The following is a 20,947-nucleotide window of genomic DNA, read 5'->3' as shown; positions in this document are numbered from 1 at the left end:
TCATGATCGGCTGACGAATTGCTCCGGCGCGGACGGGCGCCGGTGGACCGGTACACGCCGCAGCCAGAGCCGCAGCGCATGCCAATGAATACGGAGAACGACCGCCAGCGTCATCAGCGGCAGGCCGAAAAAGGCGCGGCGGCGGCTGGCGGCGGTGAGCGGGACGAGGCGGCCGCCCTGGCTGGTCTGCAGCAGCGGGCCGTCGGCGTCGTCGTGATCGATGCGGACCAGGCAGCGGTCGGCGCTGCGGTGGAAACGGAAGCGATACCGGCCGTCGACCTTGCAGAAGGGCGACACATGGAAGACCTTGGTCGCCACGACGTCCTCGCCGCGCGCCAGCGCCGGTCCGCTCAGCAGATAGGCATGCCGATCGCCGAAGGTGTTGTTGACCTCGGCGACCACATGGGTGAGTTGACCGTCGCGCCGATGGATCCACCAGAAGCTCACCGGCTTGAAGGTGTGACCCAGCACCCGGGGCAAGGTCTGCAGCCAGATCTCGCCGTCGGTCTCCGCAGCGGGCACGCCCTCGGCGCGCAGCAGCTCGTCGACCCAGGCCAGCGCATCGTCGCCGCCGAGACCGTGATCGCGGTCATGAAAGCTGATCAGACCGAAGCGGTTGCGGCTCAGCGCCGCCACCGGCGAGCGGCGCAGCTGGCGCATCGGGAGCATCAGGAAATAGGCGTCGTAGCGGAACTCGTTCGCGGCCGGGCGGAGTCGACGGTGCCAGACCGGTCCGGTGCCGATCAACGCGGTCACCCTGTTCGCCGATGCCGATGCCATGCCGGCGGTGTCGATGGGCGAGGTGGCGCCGACGTGTCCGTCGCAATGATCGGCCGGGTCGGCGATGCCACGGGTGTCGCTCATGCGGCGCCCTTCATCGGCCAGGTGGTACGCGCCAGCAGGGCCTCCGCCGCCTGGACACCGGACTGCAGGCCGTCCTCATGGAAACCATAACGCGCCCAGGCGCCGCAGAACCAGCTGCGCTGCTGGCCCTGCAACTGCGGGAGCTCGCGTTGGGACTCGATGGCGGCGCGGTCAAACACCGGATGGGCATAGCTGAAGCTGTCGATCACCGTGTCCGGCGCGGGCTCGCGCAGCGGATTCATCGACACGATCACCGGACGCGTCCAAGGCAGCGGCTGCAGCCGGTTGATCAGATAGTGCAGGCAGACGGTGGCGCCCTCGGTGCGGGTATCGCCGGCGTCTTGGCGCGCCGCGTGGGCGCCGGTGCCGGCCGCAGCCTGGGCGGCTGCCGTGGCGTCTGCCGATTCATAGTTCCACGCGGCCCAGGCGCGCTGGCGCGTCGGCAGCAGCCGCGCATCGGTGTGCAGCACGGCGCGATTGGGCTGATAGCGGATGGCACCCAGCAAGCGCCGTTCGTCGGCGCTGGCGCCGTCGCCGAGCAGGGTCAGGGTCTGGTCGGTATGACAGGCGAAGACCACCTGGTCGAAATGCGCGGTGGCATTGGCGGTCACGACCTGCGGACCGCCGGGCAGACGCCGCACCGCCTGCACCGGCGTGCCCAGCCGCACATCGGGCAGGGAGGCGATCAGCCGGTTCACATACTGGCGCGAGCCGCCGCGCACCGTGCGCCATTGCGGCCGTTGGGTGATCCGCAGCAGGCCATGGTTGTGGCAGAAGCGGATCAGCGTGGCGATCGGGAAGTCCAGCATTTGCGCCGGCGGGCAGGACCAGATGCAGGCGACCATCGGCAGCAGGTAGTCATCGCGGAAGGCGGCACCGAAGCGATGCTGCACCAGGAACTCGCCGGTGGAGATCTGCAGCGCCGCGTCATCGCCGCGCTCGGCCAGCGCGGTGGTCAGGCGGTTGAAGCGCAGCAGGTCCGCCAGCATGCCGAGGAAGCCTGGACGCAGCAGATTGCGCCGCTGGGCGAAGACGCCGTTGAGGTCGCTGCCGGCCCACTCCAGCGCTTGCGCGGCCGACTCACCGGCGCGGCGGCGCTGCACCGAGAAGGACATGTCCGAGGTGGCGGTTTCCACGCCCAGGTCCTTGAACAACTGGATCAAGCCCGGATAGGTGTGGTCGTTGAAGACCAGGAAGCCGGTGTCGACCCCATGCTGGATGCCGTCCAACGTCACCGACACGGTGTTGGCATGGCCGCCGGCCTGAGGCAGTGCCTCGAACACGGTGACCGACGCACCGGCGGCGTGCAGGGTGCGTGCCGCCGATAAACCGGCAATGCCTGCCCCAATGACTGCGATGCGCTCCATGTCGTCCTCTCGTGCTCTGGTGCAGTGAACCCATCTTCCGACCCGGCGGGCCTTTCTGGAAGGGTTGAACTTGTTGGTATGGCGTGAATACTAGTCAGTTCACATTTAAACCGTCAAGTATAAATTTTGCACTGACGGGTCTGATCCACTAAGATTGGGGCATGAGCCGCGTCCCTTTCAAAGAACAGGTACTGCGCGTCCGGGAGGACGCGATCGTCGAAGCCGTGAACCGCCTGCTCGTCAGCAAGGGCTATGACCTGATGACGGTGGATGAGGTGGCGGCCGAGGCCGGCCTGTCCAAAGCCAGCCTGTACAAGCACTTCATGTCGAAGGAAGAGCTCGCGGCGGCGGCCATGGTGCGGGTGTTGGACCGGACTCTGGCGGTGGTGGAAGGCCGTCGGCAGCAATCGCCCGAGGCGTCTGCGGTGGACCAGTTGCGCGCGGTGGTGCGCTGGACGCTGCAGGTGCAACTGGCCGGCGAAATGCCCACGCTGCCGGCCCAGAACTCACGGCTGGTGTCGACCCTGAAGGCCCATCGCGGCTACATGGACCGGCTGCTGCAGTTGAGCGATCTGCTCGGCGAATGGATCACCGCATCCCAGGCGCAGGGCGACATCAACCCCGAGCTGCCGCCGGAGCTGGTGCTGTTCACCTTGTTCGCCCGGGCCTGCGATCCGGTGCTGCCGCTGCTCAAGGCGGGCGGCCAGCACAGCGACGAAGCCATCATCGAATGGGTCACCTCGACCACCTTCAGCGGGCTGGCGGGTCCGGTACAAGGGAAGGCGCGCAGGGTCCGAGCGGCTGCTTGAGGCGGTCGCCAGCCTTCGGTCGCCTGGGCTTGTCAGTCGGCCTGCTGACGTCGGGTTCGGCCCGCGCCTGCTGAATGTTGATCGATAGCAATGCGAAGCTGGTCGTAGGCGGCTAGTCTGACCCTACCCGAGCCCCAGTGGCCGGCTACAGGAGATCAGCATGGCAAACAACGTCGGGATGACGGACCGTATCCTTCGCGTCATGGTGGGTGCGACCTTGGCGGGTGCGGCTGCGTTCGGCTACATCGGTCCTTGGGGCTTCATCGGCCTGGTGCCGTTCCTGACCGGTCTGGCCGGCCATTGCCCGATCTACACCCTGTTCAGTCGCCGCGCGTGAGCGCCTTCAGTCGTCCGCTTCTGCACACGACATTGCTTCGCCCTTGACGACGTCGTCGTCCGGTCTGGTTCCAGACCTTCATTCCAGCCCTCATTCCAGCCTCATTCAGGCCTTCGTTCACGTCGCAAGGAGCCGCCATGCGCACCATGAAAGCTGCGGTCGTCCGCGCTTACCGAGCGCCACTCTGTCTCGAGGAAGTGCCGATTCCCGAGGTCCTGCCCGGTCGGATCCTGGTCAAGGTCGCCGCCTGCGGCGTCTGCCACACCGACCTGCATGCCGCGGACGGCGACTGGCCGGTCAAGCCGCCGCTCCCTTTCATTCCTGGCCACGAAGGCGTGGGCCATGTGGCGGCGGTGGGCGCCGGCGTGAAGGGCATCCGTGAGGGCGACCGGGTCGGCGTGCCGTGGCTCTACACCGCATGCGGCCATTGCGAGCATTGCCTGACCGGCTGGGAGACCCTGTGCGATGAGCAGCAGATGACCGGCTACACCGTCAACGGCGGGTTCGCCGAGTATGTGCTGGCCGATCCCGGCTATGTCGGCCATCTGCCGGCACGTGGCGCCTTCGAATCACTGGCACCGATCCTGTGTGCGGGATTGACTGTCTACAAGGGTCTGAAGGGATTGGATGCGCGTCCGGGCCAGTGGGTCGCCGTGGTGGGGGCGGGTGGACTGGGCCATCTGGCCGTGCAGTACGCGCGGGCGATGGGGTTTCATGTGGTGGCGGTCGACATCGACAAGACCAAGCTCGACCTCGCCGCCCGACTCGGTGCCGAGCTCTGCATCGATGCCACGCAGGAGGACCCGGTCGCGCTGCTGCAAAAGCAGATGCGCGGGGTGCATGGGGCGCTGGTGACGGCCGTCTCCCGCGAGTCCTTCGCCCAGTCCCTGGGCATGCTGCACAAGCGGGGCACGATGTCGATGGTGGGCCTGCCGCCGGGCGACTTCGCGCTGCCCATCTTCGATGTGGTGCTCAATGCCAAGACGGTGCGCGGCTCCATCGTGGGCACCCGCCAGGACTTGAATGAGGCCCTGCAGTTCGCCGCCGACGGCGTGGTGCATGCGAACACCACCCCCCATCGCCTGGAAGCCATCAACGACATCTTTGACGACCTCCGGCACGGGCGGGTGGACGGACGCGCCGTGCTGAATTTCGATTGACCGCTCACCGGTTCACGAGGCCCTTGCCGGGGAACTCCGGTGCCTATCCCCGCATAACTGCCGCATGACTGCCGCATGATCCTCGCGCGGGGCGCGCCGTCGGCCCCCCGGCTCAGATCTGCGTATCCCAGGCCTTGGACAAGCGCATCGCGCCATTGATGATGCCGACCATCGAATAGGTCTGCGGGAAGTTGCCCCACAGCTCGCCGGTCTCCGGATGGGTGTCCTCGGACAGCAGGCCCAGATGGTTGCGCGAAGCGAGCAGCGCCTCGAACAGCTCGCGGGCCTGTTCGGTGCGGCCGATGCGGGCCAAGGCGTCGATGCGCCAGAAGGCGCAGATGTTGAACGAGGTCTCGGGCCGGCCGAAGTCATCCGGCGCTTCATAACGGCGCATGTAGGGGCCGTCGCACAGGCTGGCCTCCAGGGCCTCCACCGTGCTGACGAAGCGCGGATCCTTGGGATCGATGAAGCCGACCTCCGCCATCAGCAGCACGCTGGCGTCCAGGTCCTTGCCGCCGAAACTCTCGACGAAGGCCTGCCGGTGCTCGCTCCAGGCGTTGTCCAGGATCTTGCGCTTGATGAGATCGGCCCGCTCGCGCCAGATCAGCGCGCGATCCGGCAGGGCCAGTTCCTGGGCGATCTTGGCCAGGCGATCGCAGGCGGCCCAGTTCATCAGCACCGACGAGGTGTGGACCCGCGACCGGGTGCGCAGCTCCCACATGCCGGCGTCCGGCTGGTCGTGGATCGCGAAGGCGCGCTCGCCGGCACGCTCCAGCAGCGCGAACTCGTCGACGCCGGCGCGCTGATGCAGCCGGTGGTCGAAGAAGGCCTGGGCGGAGCCGAGCACGATGTTGCCGTAGACGTCGTGCTGGAAGTGCTCGTAGGCCTGGTTGCCGGCCCGCACCGGTCCCATGCCCCGGTAGCCGCGCAGGTGCGGCATGATCCGCTCCACCAACTGGTCCTCCAGCCCGATGCCGTAGAGCGGCTGCACATGGCCGTCCTTGGACTGGGCCACCACATTGCGCAGCCAGCGCAGGTAGTCCTCCATGGTGCCGGTCTCGGACAGACTGTTGAGCGCCCGCACGACAAAGAAGGCATCCCGCAGCCAGCAGTAGCGGTAGTCCCAGTTCCGCTGGGTGCCGGGCGCTTCGGGAATGCTGGTGGTCATCGCCGCGACGATGGCGCCGGTTTCCTCGTACAGGCACATCTTCAGCGTGATCGCCGCACGGATCACCGCTTCCTGATACTCCAGCGGGATCGCCAGCCGGCGGGTCCAGTCCCGCCAATAGTGGATGGTGCGTTCCTCCAGCAGGCGGGCAGCGTCCTCGACGCCACGGTCCAGGGTTTCATCCGGGCCGAAGACGAAGCTCATCGGCATGTCCAGCGCGAAGGCCGTTTCGTTGCTGACGAAGGTCAGCGGCGCGTTTGTCGTCAGCCGCACGGTGAAGCGCGGGCCGACGAAGCGCATGTGGTTGCTGCCGCGGGTGCGTTCCGGCTTCTCAGTGCCCCATTGCATGACCGGGCGAAGGATCACACGGATGCGGGGCCGGCCCTGCAGCGGGCGGATGCGCCGCACCAGCATCATCGGCCGGAAGGGGCGGTCATGCAGAAAGAAGCGCGGCATGAAGTCGGTGACCTCGATCGCATCGCCATGGGTGTCATAGAGCCGGGTGCGCAGCACCGCCGTGCCATGGTCGTAAGACTGCTCGCTGTGGGAGAAGTCCTCCAGCACGACCTGGAAGGTGCCGTCCAGGCCCACGCCCTCGGGCGAGTCGATCAGGGCGTTGAACATCGGGTCGCCGTCGAACCGCGGCACGCAGGCCCAGACCACCCGGGCGCGGTCATCGACCAGCGCGCTGACCGCGCAGTTGCCAATCAGTCCCAGCTTCAGCGAGGCTGCTTCCATGCCTGTGTCCCCTTTCTATCGAATCGTTCGACGGTGAGTTGCAGGGAAGCGCTGCACCCCGCCTGGTGCCCGACTTGTGGCCGACGGAATGCGCGCTTGCCTGAAGAGATTAGGGTAATCCCGCGTGGGAGGCTGTGTCGAAATGAACACCGCCTCGCGCGCGAAGCGCCACCCGTCGCCCGGCCACACCGGCGCGGACGACCGCCTCGGAAGGCACGTGGCATGCCTGAGCGGCGATCCCCCAGTCGGGAGGGGAGGCCGTCGGTCGTCCAGCCGGGAGACAGGCCTGCGAAGCGGGGCTGTGCCCGTCGCCTGACGGACGGGATCATCCAGCACGCCATCGCGCGATCGCACTGCACCACTGCTGCGCCATCGCGCTTTGCTCACTCTCGCCTGCCCACGGGCCTCGACATCGCTTCCCATGACCCCCAGCCGCTTCCTCGATCGTCCCCGCCGTTGTCTACCCATCTTGGGCATCCGCCCGGCGGTTGCCGCCGTGTCCGCGTTGATGTTGGGGTCCGTGGCCCAGGCCGCAAACGGCGGGGGCGCAGGCCCGGTGGTCTACGGCCGGTTGAACCTGGGACTGGAACAGGTCGGCGGAGGCGGCCGCGGTTCGTTGAGCCGACTCAGCAACGACCGCTCGGTGCTGGGCTTTCGCGGGGAGGAGTCGCTCGGCGACGGCTGGTCGGCGGTCTGGCAGATCGAAGGCTCGGTGCTGGTGGACACGGGCGGCGGCACCAGCCTGGCCAACCGGGACACCCGCCTCGGCCTGTCCGGCCCGTGGGGCACCGCCTTCGGCGGGGTGTGGACCTTGCCCTACACCGCGGCGACCTCCGGCTTCGATCCGTTCTATCCGACCACCGCCGGCTACATGGCCCTGATCGGCAATGGATCGGCTTCGATTGCCGACAACCTGTCCGACAGCACCGCGTTCGACCGTCGACAGCAGAACGTGCTTCAGTACTGGACGCCGACCGCCGGCGGCTGGTCAGGCCGCCTGGCGTTCTCTCCGGGCGAGGAACGGTCGACGGTCACCGGCGCGCGACCTTCGCTGTGGTCGTCCTCGTTAACCTATGCCGCGAGCGACCTGACCGCGGTGTGGGCCCATGAGCAGCATCGGCGCTTCCAGACGGCCGACAGCACCGATCGCGCCTGGAAGCTTGGTGTGAGCGGCCAGCTCGGTGCGACCCGACTCTCCGCCCTGATCGAGCGGCTGGACTACCGCACCGCCACCGGCCCGTTGCGGCGGGACGCGCTGTATGTGTCCGCCGTCCACAAGATCGGACGGCTCAGCGTGATGGGTGGACTGTCGGTGGCGGGCGATGGCAAGGGCAGGGCGGTCACCCGGGTGGGGCCGCTGGCACGGGGCGCGCAGACCGGCGCGGTGCAACTGACGGTGGGTGTGGATCAGGCGCTGTCGCGGCGCACCAGCCTGTTTGCGTGGGTCAGCCGCATTCGCAATGACGCGGCGGCCCGTTATGACTTCGCCATCAACAGCCCAGGGGCGATGATGGGCTCGCATCCGAGCGTGCTGTCGGTGGGGATGAAGCACAGCTTCTGAGCCCGAGGGTCGGTGGCGCGGGACGGGTTCGCCGTGGTCGAACTGTCTGCAGGCGGGTGCGACTAGCCGGGACCGGCGCACCGCCGGTGCCACGTCTTGTCACCATGCGCCGTTGTACCAGTCCCGACCTTCATTCGCTCAATGTCATCCTCGGCACGCCCGCCTCGGACGAGGGCTCGGACGATGTGTCCGACACGTCCTCCGGTGACTGTGTCGCGCCGCCCTCCTACCAGGAGGCCCTTCGCATTCCGTCCGCCGAACCCGGTCAACCGATTTCGTTTGGTGATGTCCGCTACGTCGACCCGTCGGATGATCCGTATGCGCCCGCCCGGGGCGGCGCTCGACCCGTCTACCGGGGGCTGATCGACGTCTCCCCGATCCAGGCCCGGCAGGACCTCAGCGATCTGCTGTCGCAATGCCCGCAGCGCGATGGTCGGTTTGCGCTGCGTATGCTGGAGCGGCTTGCCGCCAACATCGCGCTGTCCGCGCCCAAGGACATTCCCAAGGTGGCGCTGATGCTGTCACCGCCGCTGCTCGAGGTGATGTCGGGTTGGCTGCCCCGTGGCGCCCAGGCAACCATGCCGCAGGAGCGCCGGCAACTGGACATCCTGGTGGACCATGTCCGGCTGATCTGCATGTTGCTCGATGCGAATGAGCTGGATGCCGACGCGGTGCTGCGGGCCACCTGCTTCAGCACCCACCCGCAGGTCCCTCCGCTGCTGATGGGCTTGGCGGGCGCCGTTCAGCATGAGCCCAACCTCGCCCAGGCGATGTGTGATCTGTTCGAGGCGATGGATCGCCAACGCACCCCGCAGTCCCCGTTCAAGCGCGAGGTGGTGCAGTGCCTGCTCAATCGCCATGAATGGCGCATCAGGCCGCCCCAGGACAGTGGCAGCGGCCGCTTCGGCCATCGCGACGGCCATGGGTCCCGCCACAGCCGGGAAAGCGGTCGCGGAACCGGAAATGACCACAGCATCTTCTACGGACGGCTGTTGGGGCCGGGATCGTTGGTGCGGGATCAGCCGGGGGCGGCGATGGCGATCCGGTGCCTGGATCGCCTGGGATTGATGCCGCCCGACCTGCGTGAGTCCTTCGGGCCCGTCTCTGACGCGGTCAGCGCCTGGCGAGAGGCACGGTCCTGCGTGCGTGACATGGTGGTGGAGATCGAGGAGGAGTCCGAGCCGCTGCTTGACGCTGAGGCGCAGGCTCGGCGCGTCGGCGAACAGGCCAGACGGCTGCACCAGCGCAGTTGGGAGGAACTGCGTTGGCACGACAGCGAATCCCCCCGCAGCGAGCAAGCATCTGATCGTCCCCCGATGCGCACGGCCCCCCGCACGCTGCCGGCCGTCCAGCGGCTGCGTCATCCTCAATAGCGTCGACGAGCTGCGTCGGCTGCGTCGGCTGCGTCGGCTGCGTCAGCTGCGTTAAGCGGGCGACTCGCCCGGATCGAAGCTGTCATCCAGCGCAAAGTCGCCGCGCTGCAGGGCGTCGATGGTGGCGCGCGCCTGGGCCAGGTAGTCGGCCGGCACCCGCACGCTGGCACCGCCCAAGGCCGGCGCCAGCAGCGAGTGGGCCTGCACGGTGTTGGTGTCCCCGGTTTCTGCAGGAATGCCGGCCGCACGCAACCGACCGCACAGCATGTGGGCTTCGATGGGCGTGAGATGGCGGGCCACGAAGGTCTGGTCGCCTTCGTAGTCGTCTGGATCCTGGGAGGAAGGCATGGCGAAGGGGGAGGGTCGGATGAGAGCCGGGTGAAAGTCGGGCTCTCGGAGTCTAGCGGCGACGGGCCCGGTTCCGTGAGCCCTGTTTGCGGCATGGGGCGCAGCGTGCGGTGACAGCGGGGCGTCCGGGGCTGTTCCTCGCCCGTATCGGGGGCGGTCGATCTGCTTCAGTATGCGGTCCGGCGCGCGCCTCTTTCGCCTGCTGGCCTTGAATGCCGACGGCAGGCAGACCGCGCTGCCCTCGGGCACACAGAGCAGCCGTTGGTGGCGTTACATCGGCCGACTCTGACCGCGTGGGGCGACGCGGTGACCGACCGCGCACGCTAGCCCGCACCATTTCGCTGCCCCGCGATGCGCCGACACGCCCTTGTTCAGCCGCCTGTCATTCGATGCTGAGCAGCAACGCCGACCGACCGGGCACCTGCAGCGTGGCGCCCAGGATGTGCCGTTGTCCGGTAAGGACATCGGTCGCGGATTCGCCGCCCCGGATCATCTCGGGAAAGCGATCCAGTGCCAGCGCATGGGGCTCCGGCCGCTTGTTCATCACCAGCATCAGGCGGCGCCCTGTGGGGGGCGCTTGCGCCGCCAGCGCTGCCTGCGCCACTTGTCCCCCTTGCGCCCCTTGCGCCTCGTTGCTGCCGGCGTAGCGGAACAGCACAAAGCAGCCGTCCAGCGGGGCGTACTGCATCAACGCCGCGTCGTGCGCCAGCGGTTCGTGCTTGCGCCAGTTCAGCAGCCGCTTGAGGAAGGCCTGCGCCCGGCGTTGGTCGTCCCGCAGGCCTTCTCCGGTGAAGGCATTGACCCGGTCGCCCGACCAGCCGCCGGGGAAGTCGGCGCGCACGGCGCCGTCGTCGCGTTCGCGCGGGCTGGTGAGCAGCACCTCGGTGCCATAGAAGAACTGCGGGATGCGTTTCACAAAGGCGAGATAGGTCCAGGCCATCGTCGTCAGGGCCAGGTCCTCATGCAGCATGCTGTAGAGACGCGGTGTGTCATGGTTGCCCTCGAACAGCACCAGGTTGCCGGGATCGGGATAGACAAAGTCATGCGCCAGGGCTTCATACAGCTTCATGAAGCCGCCGTCGTGGCTGTCGTGCTGGGTCATGCCGGCCAGCAGCGCCTCATGCAGGGGGAAGTCCATCAGGCTGGGCAGCGCGGAGACATAGCCGTCATGGTTGCGCTTGCCGGCCTGCCAGTAGGCGACCACCGCCGGATGCGGGCTCCATTCCTCGCCGACGATGTTGAGTCGCGGATATTCCTCCCGCAGGCGGCTGGACCAGGCGGTGAGGAAGGCTCGGTCCGAGTAGCTGTAGGTGTCGGTGCGCACGCCGGCCAGGCCGATCTGTTCGATCCACCACAGGCTCATCTGGGTGAGGTAGGTCTCCAGCAGCGGTTGGCGCTGGTTGAGGTCGGGCATGCCGGGGCTGAACCAGCCGTCCGAGAAGCGTTTGCGGTCGCTCGGCGCGGCATACGGATCCTGCAGGGACATGCGGGCGTGATGGGTTTCGGTGTACTGGGGCCAGGTGTTGATCCAGTCCGCGGTCGGCAGGTCCTTCATCCACCAGTGATGGCTGCCGATGTGGTTGAGCACGACGTCCTGGATCAGCCCCAGGCCCTTGGCGCGGGCCTCGACCGACAGCCGCCGGTAGTCGTCGTTGCTGCCGAAGCGGGCGTCGACGCGGTAGAAATCGGTCGCCGCATAGCCGTGATAGCTCCAGCGCGCGCTGTTGTTCTCCGACAGCGGCGTCGGCCAGATCATGGTGAAGCCCATGTCGGCGATGTAGTCCAGGTGGCGGGTCAGCCCGGCCAGGTCGCCGCCATGACGGCCGCCCGGGTCCGCGCGATTCGGGCCCTCGGTCAGGCCGTCCACACGGTCGAGGCTCGGGTCGCCATTGGCGAAGCGGTCCGGCACCACCAGGTAGATCGCATCCTTCGGACCAAAGCCCTGGCGCTGCGCCGAGCCCGGCTCACGCGCCTGCAGCGGATAGGCATGGGTGAGCACCACGGTGTCACCGCGCTTGAGCTGCAGCTGCAGCGCACCGGGCGTGGCGCTGGCGTCGAGGTGCAGGTCCACGAACAGGTAGTTGGGGCTGTCCCCGCGTTGCACGCCCAGCAGCGTGACGCCGTCCTTCGGCACCAGGGCCACCGTCAGCGCGCCGATGCCGGGGCCATGCAGCAGCACCTGCAGCGCCGGACGCTTCATGCCGATCCACCAGCTCGGCGGCTCGACATGGTCCAGGCGGAACGCCGACGCGACGGGCGAGGGCGCCTCGCTGGGCATCGACGTCGCGGCGGCGCCGGTGGGGGTGCCGCCGTCTGCGGGCGAGGGCGAGGGCGAGGGCGAGGGCGAGTAGGCGACGTCATGGGTGCCCGTTGAGGCACCGAGGTCAGCGGAAGCATTCGCCGGGGAGGCGGCCTGGGCGTGGTTCATGGCGAGGCAGAGCAAGAAGGCAAGGAGCGCGCGGCTGGCACCGGCATGCCGAAGCGGAGCCGAGGGCAGGCGCGGACGACGCAGAGCGGGCGTGGCGGCGATCATCACGATCATCGATCCCCAGAGGTCATTGCAACAGGTAGACCTGCACCGATTGGGGCGGCAGCGGCAGGGTGGCTTCGCCCTTCGAATTTGCACGGGGCGACCGGCGGGTGGTGCTGGATGAGGTCAAGGAGGCCGATGCGGCCGATGCGGCCGGCGCCGTCGAATCGCGCCCTGCATCATCCTTGGGATGCAGGCGCTGCAGCGCGGTGCCGGGGCGCAGCGACGGCACCGTCAGCGTCGCGGCTTCACGGCCGTAATTGATGACCACCAGTGTGCGCTCCTGTTTCCAGGCGCGCTGGAACGCCAGCACCTCGCCCTCGGCCATCGGGGCCTCATAGCGGCCGCGGGCGATCGACGGCAGGGTGTTGCGCAGCTGGAGCATCGTCCGATAGAAGTGCAGCAGCGAGGTGGGATCGGCCTCCTGCGCCTGGGCGTTGTGGGAGGCTGCGTTCGGCGACAGCGGTCGGAACGGCGTGCCGGTGCTGAAGCCGCGGCCGTCGGCCTCCCAGCTCATCGGCGCGCGCAGGGGCTCGTCGCCGGGCAGCGTCGTCACGCCGGCCTGGCCGATTTCTTCGCCGTAATAGATGAAGGGCGTGCCCGGCAGCAGCAGGTACGTGGCGGCGGCCAGGCGGTAGCGGGCCTCGTTGCCGGCGAATTGGTCCCAGGCGCGCTGGCCGGCAAAGATGTCGTGGTTGCTCAGCATCGTGGCCATGGTCAACGGCGCCTCGGTGAAGAATCGGGCGACCTGCTTGACCGCTTCGGCGGCGCGGGGCGGCGCGCCCTTCGCCGCATCGATCACCGCGCGTTCCAGGCCGAAGGCGAAGGCGCTGCCGCAGATCTCCGGTCGCGCATAGGTGCGGGGTTCCGCGGTCGCCTCGCACACCACATGGCGGCGCGGATAAGCCTGGATGAGCCGGGTGAAGCGGCCGGTGAGGGCGCGGCTTTCGGGCTGGTCGTTCCAGTCCCGGGCATTGTTTTCGATCAGGTGAGGCACCGCATCGAGGCGGTAACCGTCCAGGCCGCGGTTGAGCCAGAAGCGCAGGCTGTCCTCGTGGTAGCGCACGACTGCGGGGTTCCTCATGTTGAAGTCGGGCATCGGGGCACCGAACACCGCGAAGTAGCGGGCTTGGGCCGACGGTCCGCGCGAAGGGTTCGTGGGCCCGCCGGCGCTGGCCGTCGAGGCGGCGGCGACGGCACCTTCCGAGGGCAGATACCACGGCGTATGGCCCCAGATGTCCCAGTCCTGGAGGGTCTCCAGCGGCTGGTCGGTCCAGATGAACCAGTCACGCCACGGGCTCTGGGCATCGGCCAGTGCGGCCTGGAACAGCGGATGCTCGCGGGCGCCGTGGTTGAGGATGTAGTCCATCACCACGCCGATGCCGCGATGATGGGCCTCGCGGATCAGGTCATCGAAGTCGTCCAGCGAGCCGTACTGCGGTTCGATGCGGCGGAAATCGACGGTCGCATAGCCGTGGTCATGGTCGGCGCTGGCCTGGATCGGCATCAGCCAGAGGCCGCGGATGCCCAGGGCCTGCAGATAGTCGAGTCGGCTGATGAGCCCGCGCAGGTCACCGATGCCGTCGCCGTCGCTGTCCTGATAAGCACGGACGAAGATCTCCATGAAGGCGCCGTGCTGCCAGCCATCCGGCAAGGTGCTGCGGCCATGGCGGGCGGGCACGGGGCTGAGGTCGACCGGCGGGGAGGCTGTGCCGGCCCGGGGCGCGGGCGGGACGCTGGCCGAGGGCACCGGCGCGGCGCCAGCGATCGGGGTCGCCTGCAGGCCGATGCTTGCCAGCAGGACAGCCAGATGTCGCAGCACCGGGCGTGTCGGTCGGGAAAGAAGCGAGGCGCGGGTCATGGGAACGGTCTCCGGGATCTGGTGGCACCTCGGCCTGTGGGACGCGGGTGTCTTGTAATAAAAGTACGATGCCTGGTGTCGCTGAGGAGGGCCCGATCGTCGTTGGACCATCCCCGCCGTCGGCGCGCAGCATAGAGCGAAGTGCAGTGACTGGGAAGCCTGGGTCGCACGGGAATGTAGTTTTGCTACCATCTCCGCAAGCAGGACAACCCAGAATGACCAGGAGACATGGATGGAAGCGCGCAAGCCGCTCGGTCGGCTGTTGAGGGGTGAGCAGGGGGATCCGCTGAGCGCGGATGCGTGCGCGGTCGCGGGCCGTGGCTCGCGTCCCGCTGTGGAAGGTGCGGGACTTCGACGCTGCCGCGTGGCGTTTGCGTTGGCGTTGGCGTGGACGATGGTCGGCTTGGGGTGGAGTGCCCAGGGCGTCGCCGCGCCGTCGTCTGCCACGAGCCCCAACTCCCTGCCCCCAATGGCTCTGGCGAGCGCCACGATGACACGGGACGCCTGTGAGGCCTCGGAGGCCATGGTCCTGAATCCGGTGTCGCCCACGCTGACGTCGGCGCAAGCGTCCCGGGCGCTGACGCAGGCGGTCTGGCTCACGGCCGATCGCCTGCGCTGGCCCGCCCAGGCCTTGGCTGATGGCCAACAGGCGCGGCTGTATCACTCCCGAGCGGGGCGGCTGAGCATCGAGGAAGGGCGCATCACCGGCGCGGACGCCTCGATGACCTTGACCCCGTCACGTGAGCCGCTGCCGCCGGAGATCGAGCGGCAGGGCGCTTATCTGGGGGCTGCGCTCGACTTGGCGCTCGACCTCGCGGCGGGCGATGGGCGGGGTGCCGCCGGGGCGGATGAGGCGGATGAGGCGGCGCGTCGGCGATGGCTTGAGCAGGTCCATGTCGGGCAGTCGCTCATCGCGATCGAGGATGCGCAGGGGCGGCTGCAGCGCTGGAGCGGCTTGCAATCGGCCCGCGCGCTGGATGTGCTGTACGCGGCGGCGGAGGCGGACGATGCGCTGGGTGTGGGGGTCCATCCGGCAGGTGCGCAGTTTCGGCTCTGGGCGCCCACGGCGGCGCAGGTGGCGCTGTGTGTCTATCCGGACGCCGAGCGCGCCGCGCAGATGGTGCTGCCGATGCAGCGTGATGACCGCACGGGGGTCTGGTCGGTGCAGGCGGCCGGGGTGCGCCGTGGTGCGTATTACCGCTACTTGGTCGATGTGTTCGTGCCGACGCTGGGCTGGGTGCGAAATGCGGTGACCGATCCGTATGCCATCAGCCTGTCTGCCGACTCCCGGCGCAGCTATGTGGCGAACCTGTCGGACGCCTCGCTTCAGCCCGCCGGGTGGCGCGAGAGTCGCATTCCGGACCGGGTGAAGTCGCCGACCGACATGGTGGTCTACGAGCTGCATGTGCGCGACTTCTCCCGAGAGGATGACACCGTGCCGCCCACGCTGCGCGGCAAGTACCTGGCTTTTAGTCTTCCGGACAGCCTGGGCATGCGCCGCCTCAAGGCGCTGAGCGATGCCGGGCTGACCGATGTGCATCTGCTGCCGATCTTCGATCTGGCCACGGTGCCGGAGCAGGGGTGTGTGGTGCCGACGGTGCCGGTGGCCGCGCCGGATGGCGAGGCCCAACGGGCGGCGGTGACCGCAGTCGCCGCACAGGACTGCTTCAACTGGGGTTATGACCCCTGGCACTTCAGCGCGCCCGAGGGCAGCCTGGCCACCCGTGCGGACGACGGCGCGGTGCGGATCCGTGAGCTGCGGCGCATGGTGATGGGGCTGCATCGGGCCGGTCTGCGGGTGGGGATGGATGTGGTCTACAACCACACCACCGCCTCCGGCCAGCAGCCGCGGTCGGTGCTGGATCGCATCGTGCCGGGCTATTACCAGCGGCTGGATGTGCAGGGGCGGGTGGAGCGATCGACCTGCTGCGACAACACCGCGACCGAGCACCGGATGATGGGCAAGCTGCTGATCGATTCGGTGATGCTCTGGGCGCGGGAATACAAGATCGCGTCCTTCCGATTCGACCTGATGGCACATCAGCCGCGCGAGGTGATGGAGCGTCTGCAGTCCCGACTGAAGCGGGCGCTTGGCCGCGAGGTGCAACTCATCGGCGAAGGCTGGAACTTCGGCGAGGTGGCCGATGGTGCGCGCTTCGTCCAGGCGTCGCAGCTGTCGCTGAATGGGACGTCGATCGGCACCTTCAGCGACCGTGGGCGGGATGCGGTGCGCGGCGGCAGTGCGGGCGACGATGCCAAGACCTCGATGCAGCGGCCCGGCTTCCTCATTCCGGCGCCGGCGGGTGATGCGGCGCGGCAGGACGAACAACGCCGTCAGGCGGATCTGCTGCGGCTGGCGATGGCCGGCACCTTGCGCGACTTCGCCTTCGAGAATCTGGACGGCCAGGTGCGCACCGGTGCCCAGATGGCTTACGGGAACCAGCCGGCGGGTTATGCGTCCAGGCCGGCGGAGGTGGTCAACTATGTCGAGAACCACGACAACCAGACGCTGTTCGATGCGCTGGTGCTGAAGCTGCCGCGGACCACCTCGATCGAGGACCGGGCCCGGACCCAGGTGCTCGCGCTGGCGATCAATGCCTTCAGCCAGGGCGTGGCCTATTTCCATGCCGGTGGGGAGATGTTGCGCTCCAAGTCGATGGATCGCAACAGCTACGACTCCGGCGACTGGTTCAACCGGCTGGACTGGACCGGGCGCGACAACGGCTTCGGCCTGGGCCTGCCGCCCCAGGCGGACCCCGGCGGCGACGATGAGTGGCTGCGCCCGCTGCTGGTGGAGCGCTCGATCAAGCCGGGGCCGGCGGCGGTGGACTGGACGCGCCGGGTGTTCCTGGATCTGCTGCGTATCCGCGCCAGCACGCCGCTGTTCCGATTGACCGACGCCGGTGAGGTGCAGCGTCGCCTTCGGTTCTACAACACCGGGCCGTCGCAGCAGGCGGGCTTGGTCGTGGGGCGACTGGACGGGCGAGGGCGGCCGGATGCGGTCTTCGACCGCGTCCTCTATCTGGTCAATGCCAATGACGCGCCGACGAGCGTGACCGTGGCCGAGGAGTCCGGCCGGGCCTGGCGCTTGCACCCCGCCCAGCGCGGTGCGCGGGCGGCGGATCGGCGCGTGGCGCAGGGCGCCCGGGTGGATGGGGTGACGGGCAAGTTCGAGGTGCCGGCTCGCAGCGCGGTGGTGTTTGTGGTCGAGCGCTGAGCGGTCGCGGGTGGCTCCTCGGAGGGTCGTCCGAGCGATGGCTTGGATCGCTCGGTGGACGTCGGCCACCCGCCAGGCCCTGGGACACCCGCGATTTCCCCTTTCGTCGCGCGGAGGTGCATCCGCGTACGGACGGGACTAGCATCAGGCCGGGCAGCCCATGTCACCGGCTGCGGGGGAATGACCATGTCGCCTCTGGATTCGAAGGGTGTGGCGGGGCAGCGCCGCTCGGGTGGCCTGGCTCATTCGATCGATGCGCCGGCAACTGAGCGGCGGAATGCGGCCTTCCATGCGACATCCCACGGGGCAGTTGATCGGCCGTTGGGTGGGCGGCCGACGTGGCGCGCTGCTGTGGACCGGCGATGGCACTCCCAAGTGGTCCATGCGCTTCGATCGGTGGTGGTGGTCCTGTTCATCGGCACTTTGAGTGCAGCGCTGGCGGGCGGGCTGGCCGGTTGCGCCTCGACGCCAACTGCCCAGGCGCAGGGCGCGCCGGAGCGGATGCTGCGTGACGAGCACTTTCCACCCAACCAGGATCACATCGATCCGAATGAGGCGTTGGCGCTGAGTCCGGCGATGCGGGAGTTCATCCGCACCCGGCTGTCGGTGTTCTCCAAGGTGCGGGACCAGCGGGATGCGCTGCTGGATGCGCTCTACACCCGAGGCGACCTGCGCCTGGAGTACGACGCCGAGCGCACCCGCACGGCGGCTGAGGCCTTCGAGGCGCGGACCGGCAACTGCCTGTCGCTGACGCTGATGACGGCGGCATTTGCCCGCGCCATCGGCCTGCCGGTGAGTTACCGGCACATCTACCAGGAAGAGCAGTGGAGCCGTGTGGGTGACCTGCAGGTGGTGTCAGGACACGTCAACCTCGGGCTGAGCCGCCAGCCCACGGCGTACAAGGTGCTGGGCGGCGGGGAGCCGATGCTGGTGGTCGATTTCCTGCCTGGCGCGGAGATCCGGACTCAACGGGCGACGGAGCTGGATGAGGACACCATCGTGGCCATGTACCTGAACAACCGGGCGGCGGAATGGATGGCCCTGGGCCAGGTGGACCGAGCCTATTGGTGGGCGCGCGCGGCGTGGCTCCAGTCGCCCCGGCTGCTGTCGGCGCTCAATACGCTGGGGGTGGTGTATCGCCGGCATGGGGATGTGGCGGCGGCGGAGGCGGCCTTCCGAGAGGTGCTGCGGCGTGAATCGGGCAATGTGCAGGCCATGTCCAACCTGGCGCAGTTGCTGCGGCATACAGACCGGCTGGCCGAGGCCGAGCAGTGGGAGGCTCGGTTGGCGGTGCTGCAGCCCTATCCGCCGTTCAAGTTCTTCGACATGGGCATTGCCGCGATGCATGCCGGCGACTACGCCCGCGCGCGGGATCTGTTCACGCGGGAGATCGACCGGTCAGCCTACTACCACGAGTTCTATTTCTGGCTGGCGCTGTCGAATGTCGGCCTGCGCCACTGGGACGAGGTGCGGCAGGCGCTGGCCAAGGCGCAGGAGGTCAGCACCACGGTGAATCAACGCCAGCTGTATGCGGCCAAGCTGGCCAGTCTGAAGGCGCGGACGGTGGCACCGTAGGCCGGCGTCCTCCGGCCATCCTCGCTGCGGTGCGGGTTGCTCGCCCAGGTGATGGGCGCTGGGGACGGTCGTGCGGGGCGCCCATGAAAAAAGGTCCTGTCCCCGGGATGGGGCACAGGACCTCGCGGGTCGGGGGTGGGTCATCGGCGCCCTGTGGGGGGATGGGGCTCAGTGCATGGCCTCATCGCTGATTCCCTCACTGCAGACCAGCTCACAACTGACTGGCAGCGGCAAAGAGCTTGGTCGAGCGCGCACCGGAGCGGCAGAAGGCCAGCACCGGCTTGGGCAACTCGGCCAGCAGGGTCTGCATGGCGGCGATTTCCTCCGGCGACTGGTAGCCGCCTTGCACCGGCAGATGCCGATAGGCGAGACCGGCCGCTTCCGCGGCTTGCTGCATCTGGGCGCTGGTCGGCTGATCCGGACCGCCTTCGAAATCGGGACGGTTGTTGATCACGCTCTTGAAGCCGGCGCCCGCCAGGGCGGTCATGACCTCCGGGGCCAGTTGCGGGGCGACGCAGAAATCAGGCGTCAGCTGTTGAACGGTGAGTTCCATGCGGGGCTCCTGGTGCTCGTCATCCTCATCGAGGCCTTCATGATGCCTTGATGCCTTGATGCCTTGATCTGCAAGTGGACTGGCTGTGCGCTCAGCCCGCCAACGCGGCTTTGACGGCGGCGGAGACCTGTCCCATGTCGGCCTTGCCGGCCAGGCGGGTCTTGACTGCGCCCATGACCTTGCCCATGTCGCCCGGGCCTTTGGCGCCGAGCTCTGCGACGATGGCGGCGACCTCGGCCTTGATCTCGGCTTCGCTCATGCGCTGCGGCAGGTAGGCCTCCAGCACCTTCAGCTCGGCGGTTTCCTTGTCGGCCAGGTCTTGCCGTCCGGCGGCGCTGAACTGGCTGATCGAATCCTTGCGCTGCTTGATCAGCTTGTCGACGATGGCCACCAGCATCACGTCATCCACCTCGACCCGCTCGTCGACTTCCTTTTGCTTGACCGCCGCCAGCAGCATGCGGATGGTGCCCAGGCGCTCGCTGTCCTTGGCGCGCATGGCGGTCTTCATGTCTTCGGTGATCTGCTCTTTGAGGCTCATGGATGTGCTCCGGGAGTTGGCGTGTGGGGTCGACCGGCTGTCTGCGGTCTTGGAGAGAGTGGAATTCTGACGTGGGTCAGCGGGAGGTCTGCCCATCAACGGGTGCATTGGATGGTTGCAGACCACGCATGCTGGCAACGGGCGCAAAGCTTCGGAAAGCGTCGGAAACAAAAAAGCCCGCGGCAGCGTCCTGCGCGGGCTTTCTTGCTGTTCTGAACGGTTCGGGCGCGGAGGCGGTTGTCTTGCGACGGTGCCTGGAGGCCGGAGCCGTTGATCAATCGATCAGTACAGCTTCTTGGGCAGCTGCATGCTGCGCACGCGCTTGTAGTGACGCTTGACGGCCGCAGCCTTCTTGCGCTTGCGCTCAGCGGTGGGCTTCTCGTAGAACTCACGAGCGCGCAGCTCGGTGAGCAGGCCCAGCTTTTCAATGGTGCGCTTGAAGCGGCGCAGGGCCACGTCGAACGGCTCGTTTTCTTTGACGCGAATGGTGGTCATGAAAAAAGGATTCCTTCAAATAGCGCTCGGTGTTCGCGGGGAAGGTTGTCCACTGAATCAGTCGTTCAGAGAACCACTTTCGAAGCGGAGTATCCGGATTCCACTTCCGAATCGACGCGCAGGGGTTTGCCAGCAAAACGCGGATTCTAGCCTCAATTTTGGGTGGCTGTCATCAAACCGGGTGAGGCGGGCTGAAAACCCGTCGTGCGTCGCGCATTCTCGGGGGAAATCAAAGGGACCCGCGAGAAAAGACGCCGGTCCGACTGCCTTGCCGCCCCTCGGTGAACTCGCTGTCTCACCCGGTGGGCAACCATTCGCAACCGCGGCGACGGGATCGTGGTGGCGGGTGTGACATTTTCACGGCCGCGTTTCGGCAAGTTGCATTCCCGTCGACCTGCAAGGGTGTGACATCCTGCCCACCTGGGAGAGGCACGCTAGGATGCCGGAGCCCCA

The 20,947-nt window shown here is 67.9% G+C and carries 16 protein-coding genes; 7 read left to right on the top strand and 9 right to left on the bottom strand.

Annotated features, from left to right (window positions below; translation table 11 throughout):
• The gene (locus N4261_RS14915) at positions 1–780 is read right to left on the bottom strand and encodes a DUF1365 domain-containing protein (RefSeq protein ID WP_261760714.1); all 780 of its coding nucleotides are present in this window, start codon (positions 778–780) and stop codon (positions 1–3) included.
• An 80-nt stretch (positions 781–860) separates the two neighbouring features.
• A complete protein-coding gene (locus tag N4261_RS14910) occupies positions 861–2,231 on the bottom strand; it encodes an NAD(P)/FAD-dependent oxidoreductase (protein ID WP_261756085.1) in 1,371 nt (456 codons plus the stop codon).
• A 161-nt stretch (positions 2,232–2,392) separates the two neighbouring features.
• Here N4261_RS14910 and N4261_RS14905 point away from each other — a divergent pair, with 161 nt between their 5' ends.
• The 3 genes from N4261_RS14905 to N4261_RS14895 all read left to right on the top strand — a co-directional run bounded on the left by N4261_RS14905 (position 2,393) and on the right by N4261_RS14895 (position 4,537).
• Positions 2,393–3,040, top strand: coding sequence for a TetR/AcrR family transcriptional regulator (locus N4261_RS14905; RefSeq protein WP_261756084.1), 648 nt, complete (start codon positions 2,393–2,395; stop codon positions 3,038–3,040).
• Positions 3,041–3,200: 160 nt separating this feature from the next.
• On the top strand, positions 3,201–3,377 hold the full coding sequence (locus N4261_RS14900; protein ID WP_261756083.1) for a YgaP family membrane protein: 177 nt from the start codon (positions 3,201–3,203) through the stop codon (positions 3,375–3,377).
• 137 nt (positions 3,378–3,514) lie between these two features.
• A complete protein-coding gene (locus tag N4261_RS14895) occupies positions 3,515–4,537 on the top strand; it encodes a zinc-dependent alcohol dehydrogenase (protein WP_261756082.1) in 1,023 nt (340 codons plus the stop codon).
• Between the two features lie 112 nt (positions 4,538–4,649).
• Here N4261_RS14895 and N4261_RS14890 read toward each other — a convergent pair whose 3' ends face one another.
• Positions 4,650–6,443, bottom strand: a complete 1,794-nt coding sequence (locus N4261_RS14890) for a glycoside hydrolase family 15 protein (RefSeq protein ID WP_261756081.1) — start codon at positions 6,441–6,443, stop codon at positions 4,650–4,652.
• Between the two features lie 421 nt (positions 6,444–6,864).
• Between N4261_RS14890 and N4261_RS14885 the strand changes: the two genes are divergently transcribed.
• Positions 6,865–8,004 carry a porin gene (locus N4261_RS14885; RefSeq protein WP_261756080.1) on the top strand — a complete coding sequence of 380 codons (1,140 nt, stop codon included), beginning with the start codon at positions 6,865–6,867 and terminating at the stop codon, positions 8,002–8,004.
• Between the two features lie 104 nt (positions 8,005–8,108).
• Positions 8,109–9,377 (top strand): hypothetical protein, encoded by a 1,269-nt coding sequence (locus N4261_RS14880; RefSeq protein WP_261756079.1) that lies wholly within the window; start codon positions 8,109–8,111, stop codon positions 9,375–9,377.
• A 51-nt stretch (positions 9,378–9,428) separates the two neighbouring features.
• Here N4261_RS14880 and N4261_RS14875 read toward each other — a convergent pair whose 3' ends face one another.
• The 3 genes from N4261_RS14875 to N4261_RS14865 all read right to left on the bottom strand — a co-directional run bounded on the left by N4261_RS14875 (position 9,429) and on the right by N4261_RS14865 (position 14,116).
• Positions 9,429–9,725 (bottom strand): DUF2007 domain-containing protein, encoded by a 297-nt coding sequence (locus N4261_RS14875; protein WP_261756078.1) that lies wholly within the window; start codon positions 9,723–9,725, stop codon positions 9,429–9,431.
• Positions 9,726–10,107: 382 nt separating this feature from the next.
• Positions 10,108–12,153, bottom strand: a complete 2,046-nt coding sequence (locus N4261_RS14870; protein ID WP_261756077.1) for a glycoside hydrolase family 13 protein — start codon at positions 12,151–12,153, stop codon at positions 10,108–10,110.
• A gap of 127 nt (positions 12,154–12,280) precedes the next feature.
• Positions 12,281–14,116, bottom strand: coding sequence for an alpha-amylase family glycosyl hydrolase (locus N4261_RS14865; RefSeq protein ID WP_261756076.1), 1,836 nt, complete (start codon positions 14,114–14,116; stop codon positions 12,281–12,283).
• A 490-nt stretch (positions 14,117–14,606) separates the two neighbouring features.
• On the opposite strand from N4261_RS14865, the gene N4261_RS14860 reads away from it, so the two are divergent.
• Positions 14,607–17,333: an alpha-1,6-glucosidase domain-containing protein gene (locus N4261_RS14860; RefSeq protein ID WP_261756075.1), complete on the top strand. Its 2,727-nt coding sequence runs from the start codon at positions 14,607–14,609 to the stop codon at positions 17,331–17,333.
• A 375-nt stretch (positions 17,334–17,708) separates the two neighbouring features.
• Positions 17,709–18,908 (top strand): tetratricopeptide repeat protein, encoded by a 1,200-nt coding sequence (locus N4261_RS14855; RefSeq protein ID WP_261756074.1) that lies wholly within the window; start codon positions 17,709–17,711, stop codon positions 18,906–18,908.
• Positions 18,909–19,119: 211 nt separating this feature from the next.
• Here N4261_RS14855 and N4261_RS14850 read toward each other — a convergent pair whose 3' ends face one another.
• The 3 genes from N4261_RS14850 to rpsU all read right to left on the bottom strand — a co-directional run bounded on the left by N4261_RS14850 (position 19,120) and on the right by rpsU (position 20,494).
• Positions 19,120–19,461: a protein tyrosine phosphatase family protein gene (locus N4261_RS14850; RefSeq protein WP_261756073.1), complete on the bottom strand. Its 342-nt coding sequence runs from the start codon at positions 19,459–19,461 to the stop codon at positions 19,120–19,122.
• Between the two features lie 91 nt (positions 19,462–19,552).
• On the bottom strand, positions 19,553–19,999 hold the full coding sequence (locus N4261_RS14845; RefSeq protein WP_261756072.1) for a GatB/YqeY domain-containing protein: 447 nt from the start codon (positions 19,997–19,999) through the stop codon (positions 19,553–19,555).
• A 282-nt stretch (positions 20,000–20,281) separates the two neighbouring features.
• On the bottom strand, positions 20,282–20,494 hold the full coding sequence (rpsU, locus tag N4261_RS14840; protein WP_012346814.1) for a 30S ribosomal protein S21: 213 nt from the start codon (positions 20,492–20,494) through the stop codon (positions 20,282–20,284).
• Positions 20,495–20,947: the final 453 nt, after the last annotated feature.

It is taken from the genome of Roseateles amylovorans (assembly GCF_025398155.2).
GTDB classification, from domain to species: Bacteria; Pseudomonadota; Gammaproteobacteria; order Burkholderiales; family Burkholderiaceae_C; genus Roseateles; species Roseateles amylovorans.
Note: the sequence above shows the minus strand (reverse complement) of the source record. Positions and strands in the feature narration are given on the sequence as shown.

Excerpts from the sequence above, each read along its gene's own strand:
- N4261_RS14915 (WP_261760714.1), bottom strand. The coding sequence starts at position 780 with ATGGCATCGGCATCGGCGAACAGGGTGACCGCGTTGATCGGCACCGGA.
- N4261_RS14910 (WP_261756085.1), bottom strand. The coding sequence starts at position 2,231 with ATGGAGCGCATCGCAGTCATTGGGGCAGGCATTGCCGGTTTATCGGCG.
- N4261_RS14905 (WP_261756084.1), top strand. The coding sequence starts at position 2,393 with ATGAGCCGCGTCCCTTTCAAAGAACAGGTACTGCGCGTCCGGGAGGAC.
- N4261_RS14900 (WP_261756083.1), top strand. The coding sequence starts at position 3,201 with ATGGCAAACAACGTCGGGATGACGGACCGTATCCTTCGCGTCATGGTG.
- N4261_RS14895 (WP_261756082.1), top strand. The coding sequence starts at position 3,515 with ATGCGCACCATGAAAGCTGCGGTCGTCCGCGCTTACCGAGCGCCACTC.
- N4261_RS14890 (WP_261756081.1), bottom strand. The coding sequence starts at position 6,443 with ATGGAAGCAGCCTCGCTGAAGCTGGGACTGATTGGCAACTGCGCGGTC.
- N4261_RS14885 (WP_261756080.1), top strand. The coding sequence starts at position 6,865 with ATGACCCCCAGCCGCTTCCTCGATCGTCCCCGCCGTTGTCTACCCATC.
- N4261_RS14880 (WP_261756079.1), top strand. The coding sequence starts at position 8,109 with ATGCGCCGTTGTACCAGTCCCGACCTTCATTCGCTCAATGTCATCCTC.
- N4261_RS14875 (WP_261756078.1), bottom strand. The coding sequence starts at position 9,725 with ATGCCTTCCTCCCAGGATCCAGACGACTACGAAGGCGACCAGACCTTC.
- N4261_RS14870 (WP_261756077.1), bottom strand. The coding sequence starts at position 12,153 with ATGAACCACGCCCAGGCCGCCTCCCCGGCGAATGCTTCCGCTGACCTC.
- N4261_RS14865 (WP_261756076.1), bottom strand. The coding sequence starts at position 14,116 with ATGACCCGCGCCTCGCTTCTTTCCCGACCGACACGCCCGGTGCTGCGA.
- N4261_RS14860 (WP_261756075.1), top strand. The coding sequence starts at position 14,607 with ATGACACGGGACGCCTGTGAGGCCTCGGAGGCCATGGTCCTGAATCCG.
- N4261_RS14850 (WP_261756073.1), bottom strand. The coding sequence starts at position 19,461 with ATGGAACTCACCGTTCAACAGCTGACGCCTGATTTCTGCGTCGCCCCG.
- N4261_RS14845 (WP_261756072.1), bottom strand. The coding sequence starts at position 19,999 with ATGAGCCTCAAAGAGCAGATCACCGAAGACATGAAGACCGCCATGCGC.
- rpsU (WP_012346814.1), bottom strand. The coding sequence starts at position 20,494 with ATGACCACCATTCGCGTCAAAGAAAACGAGCCGTTCGACGTGGCCCTG.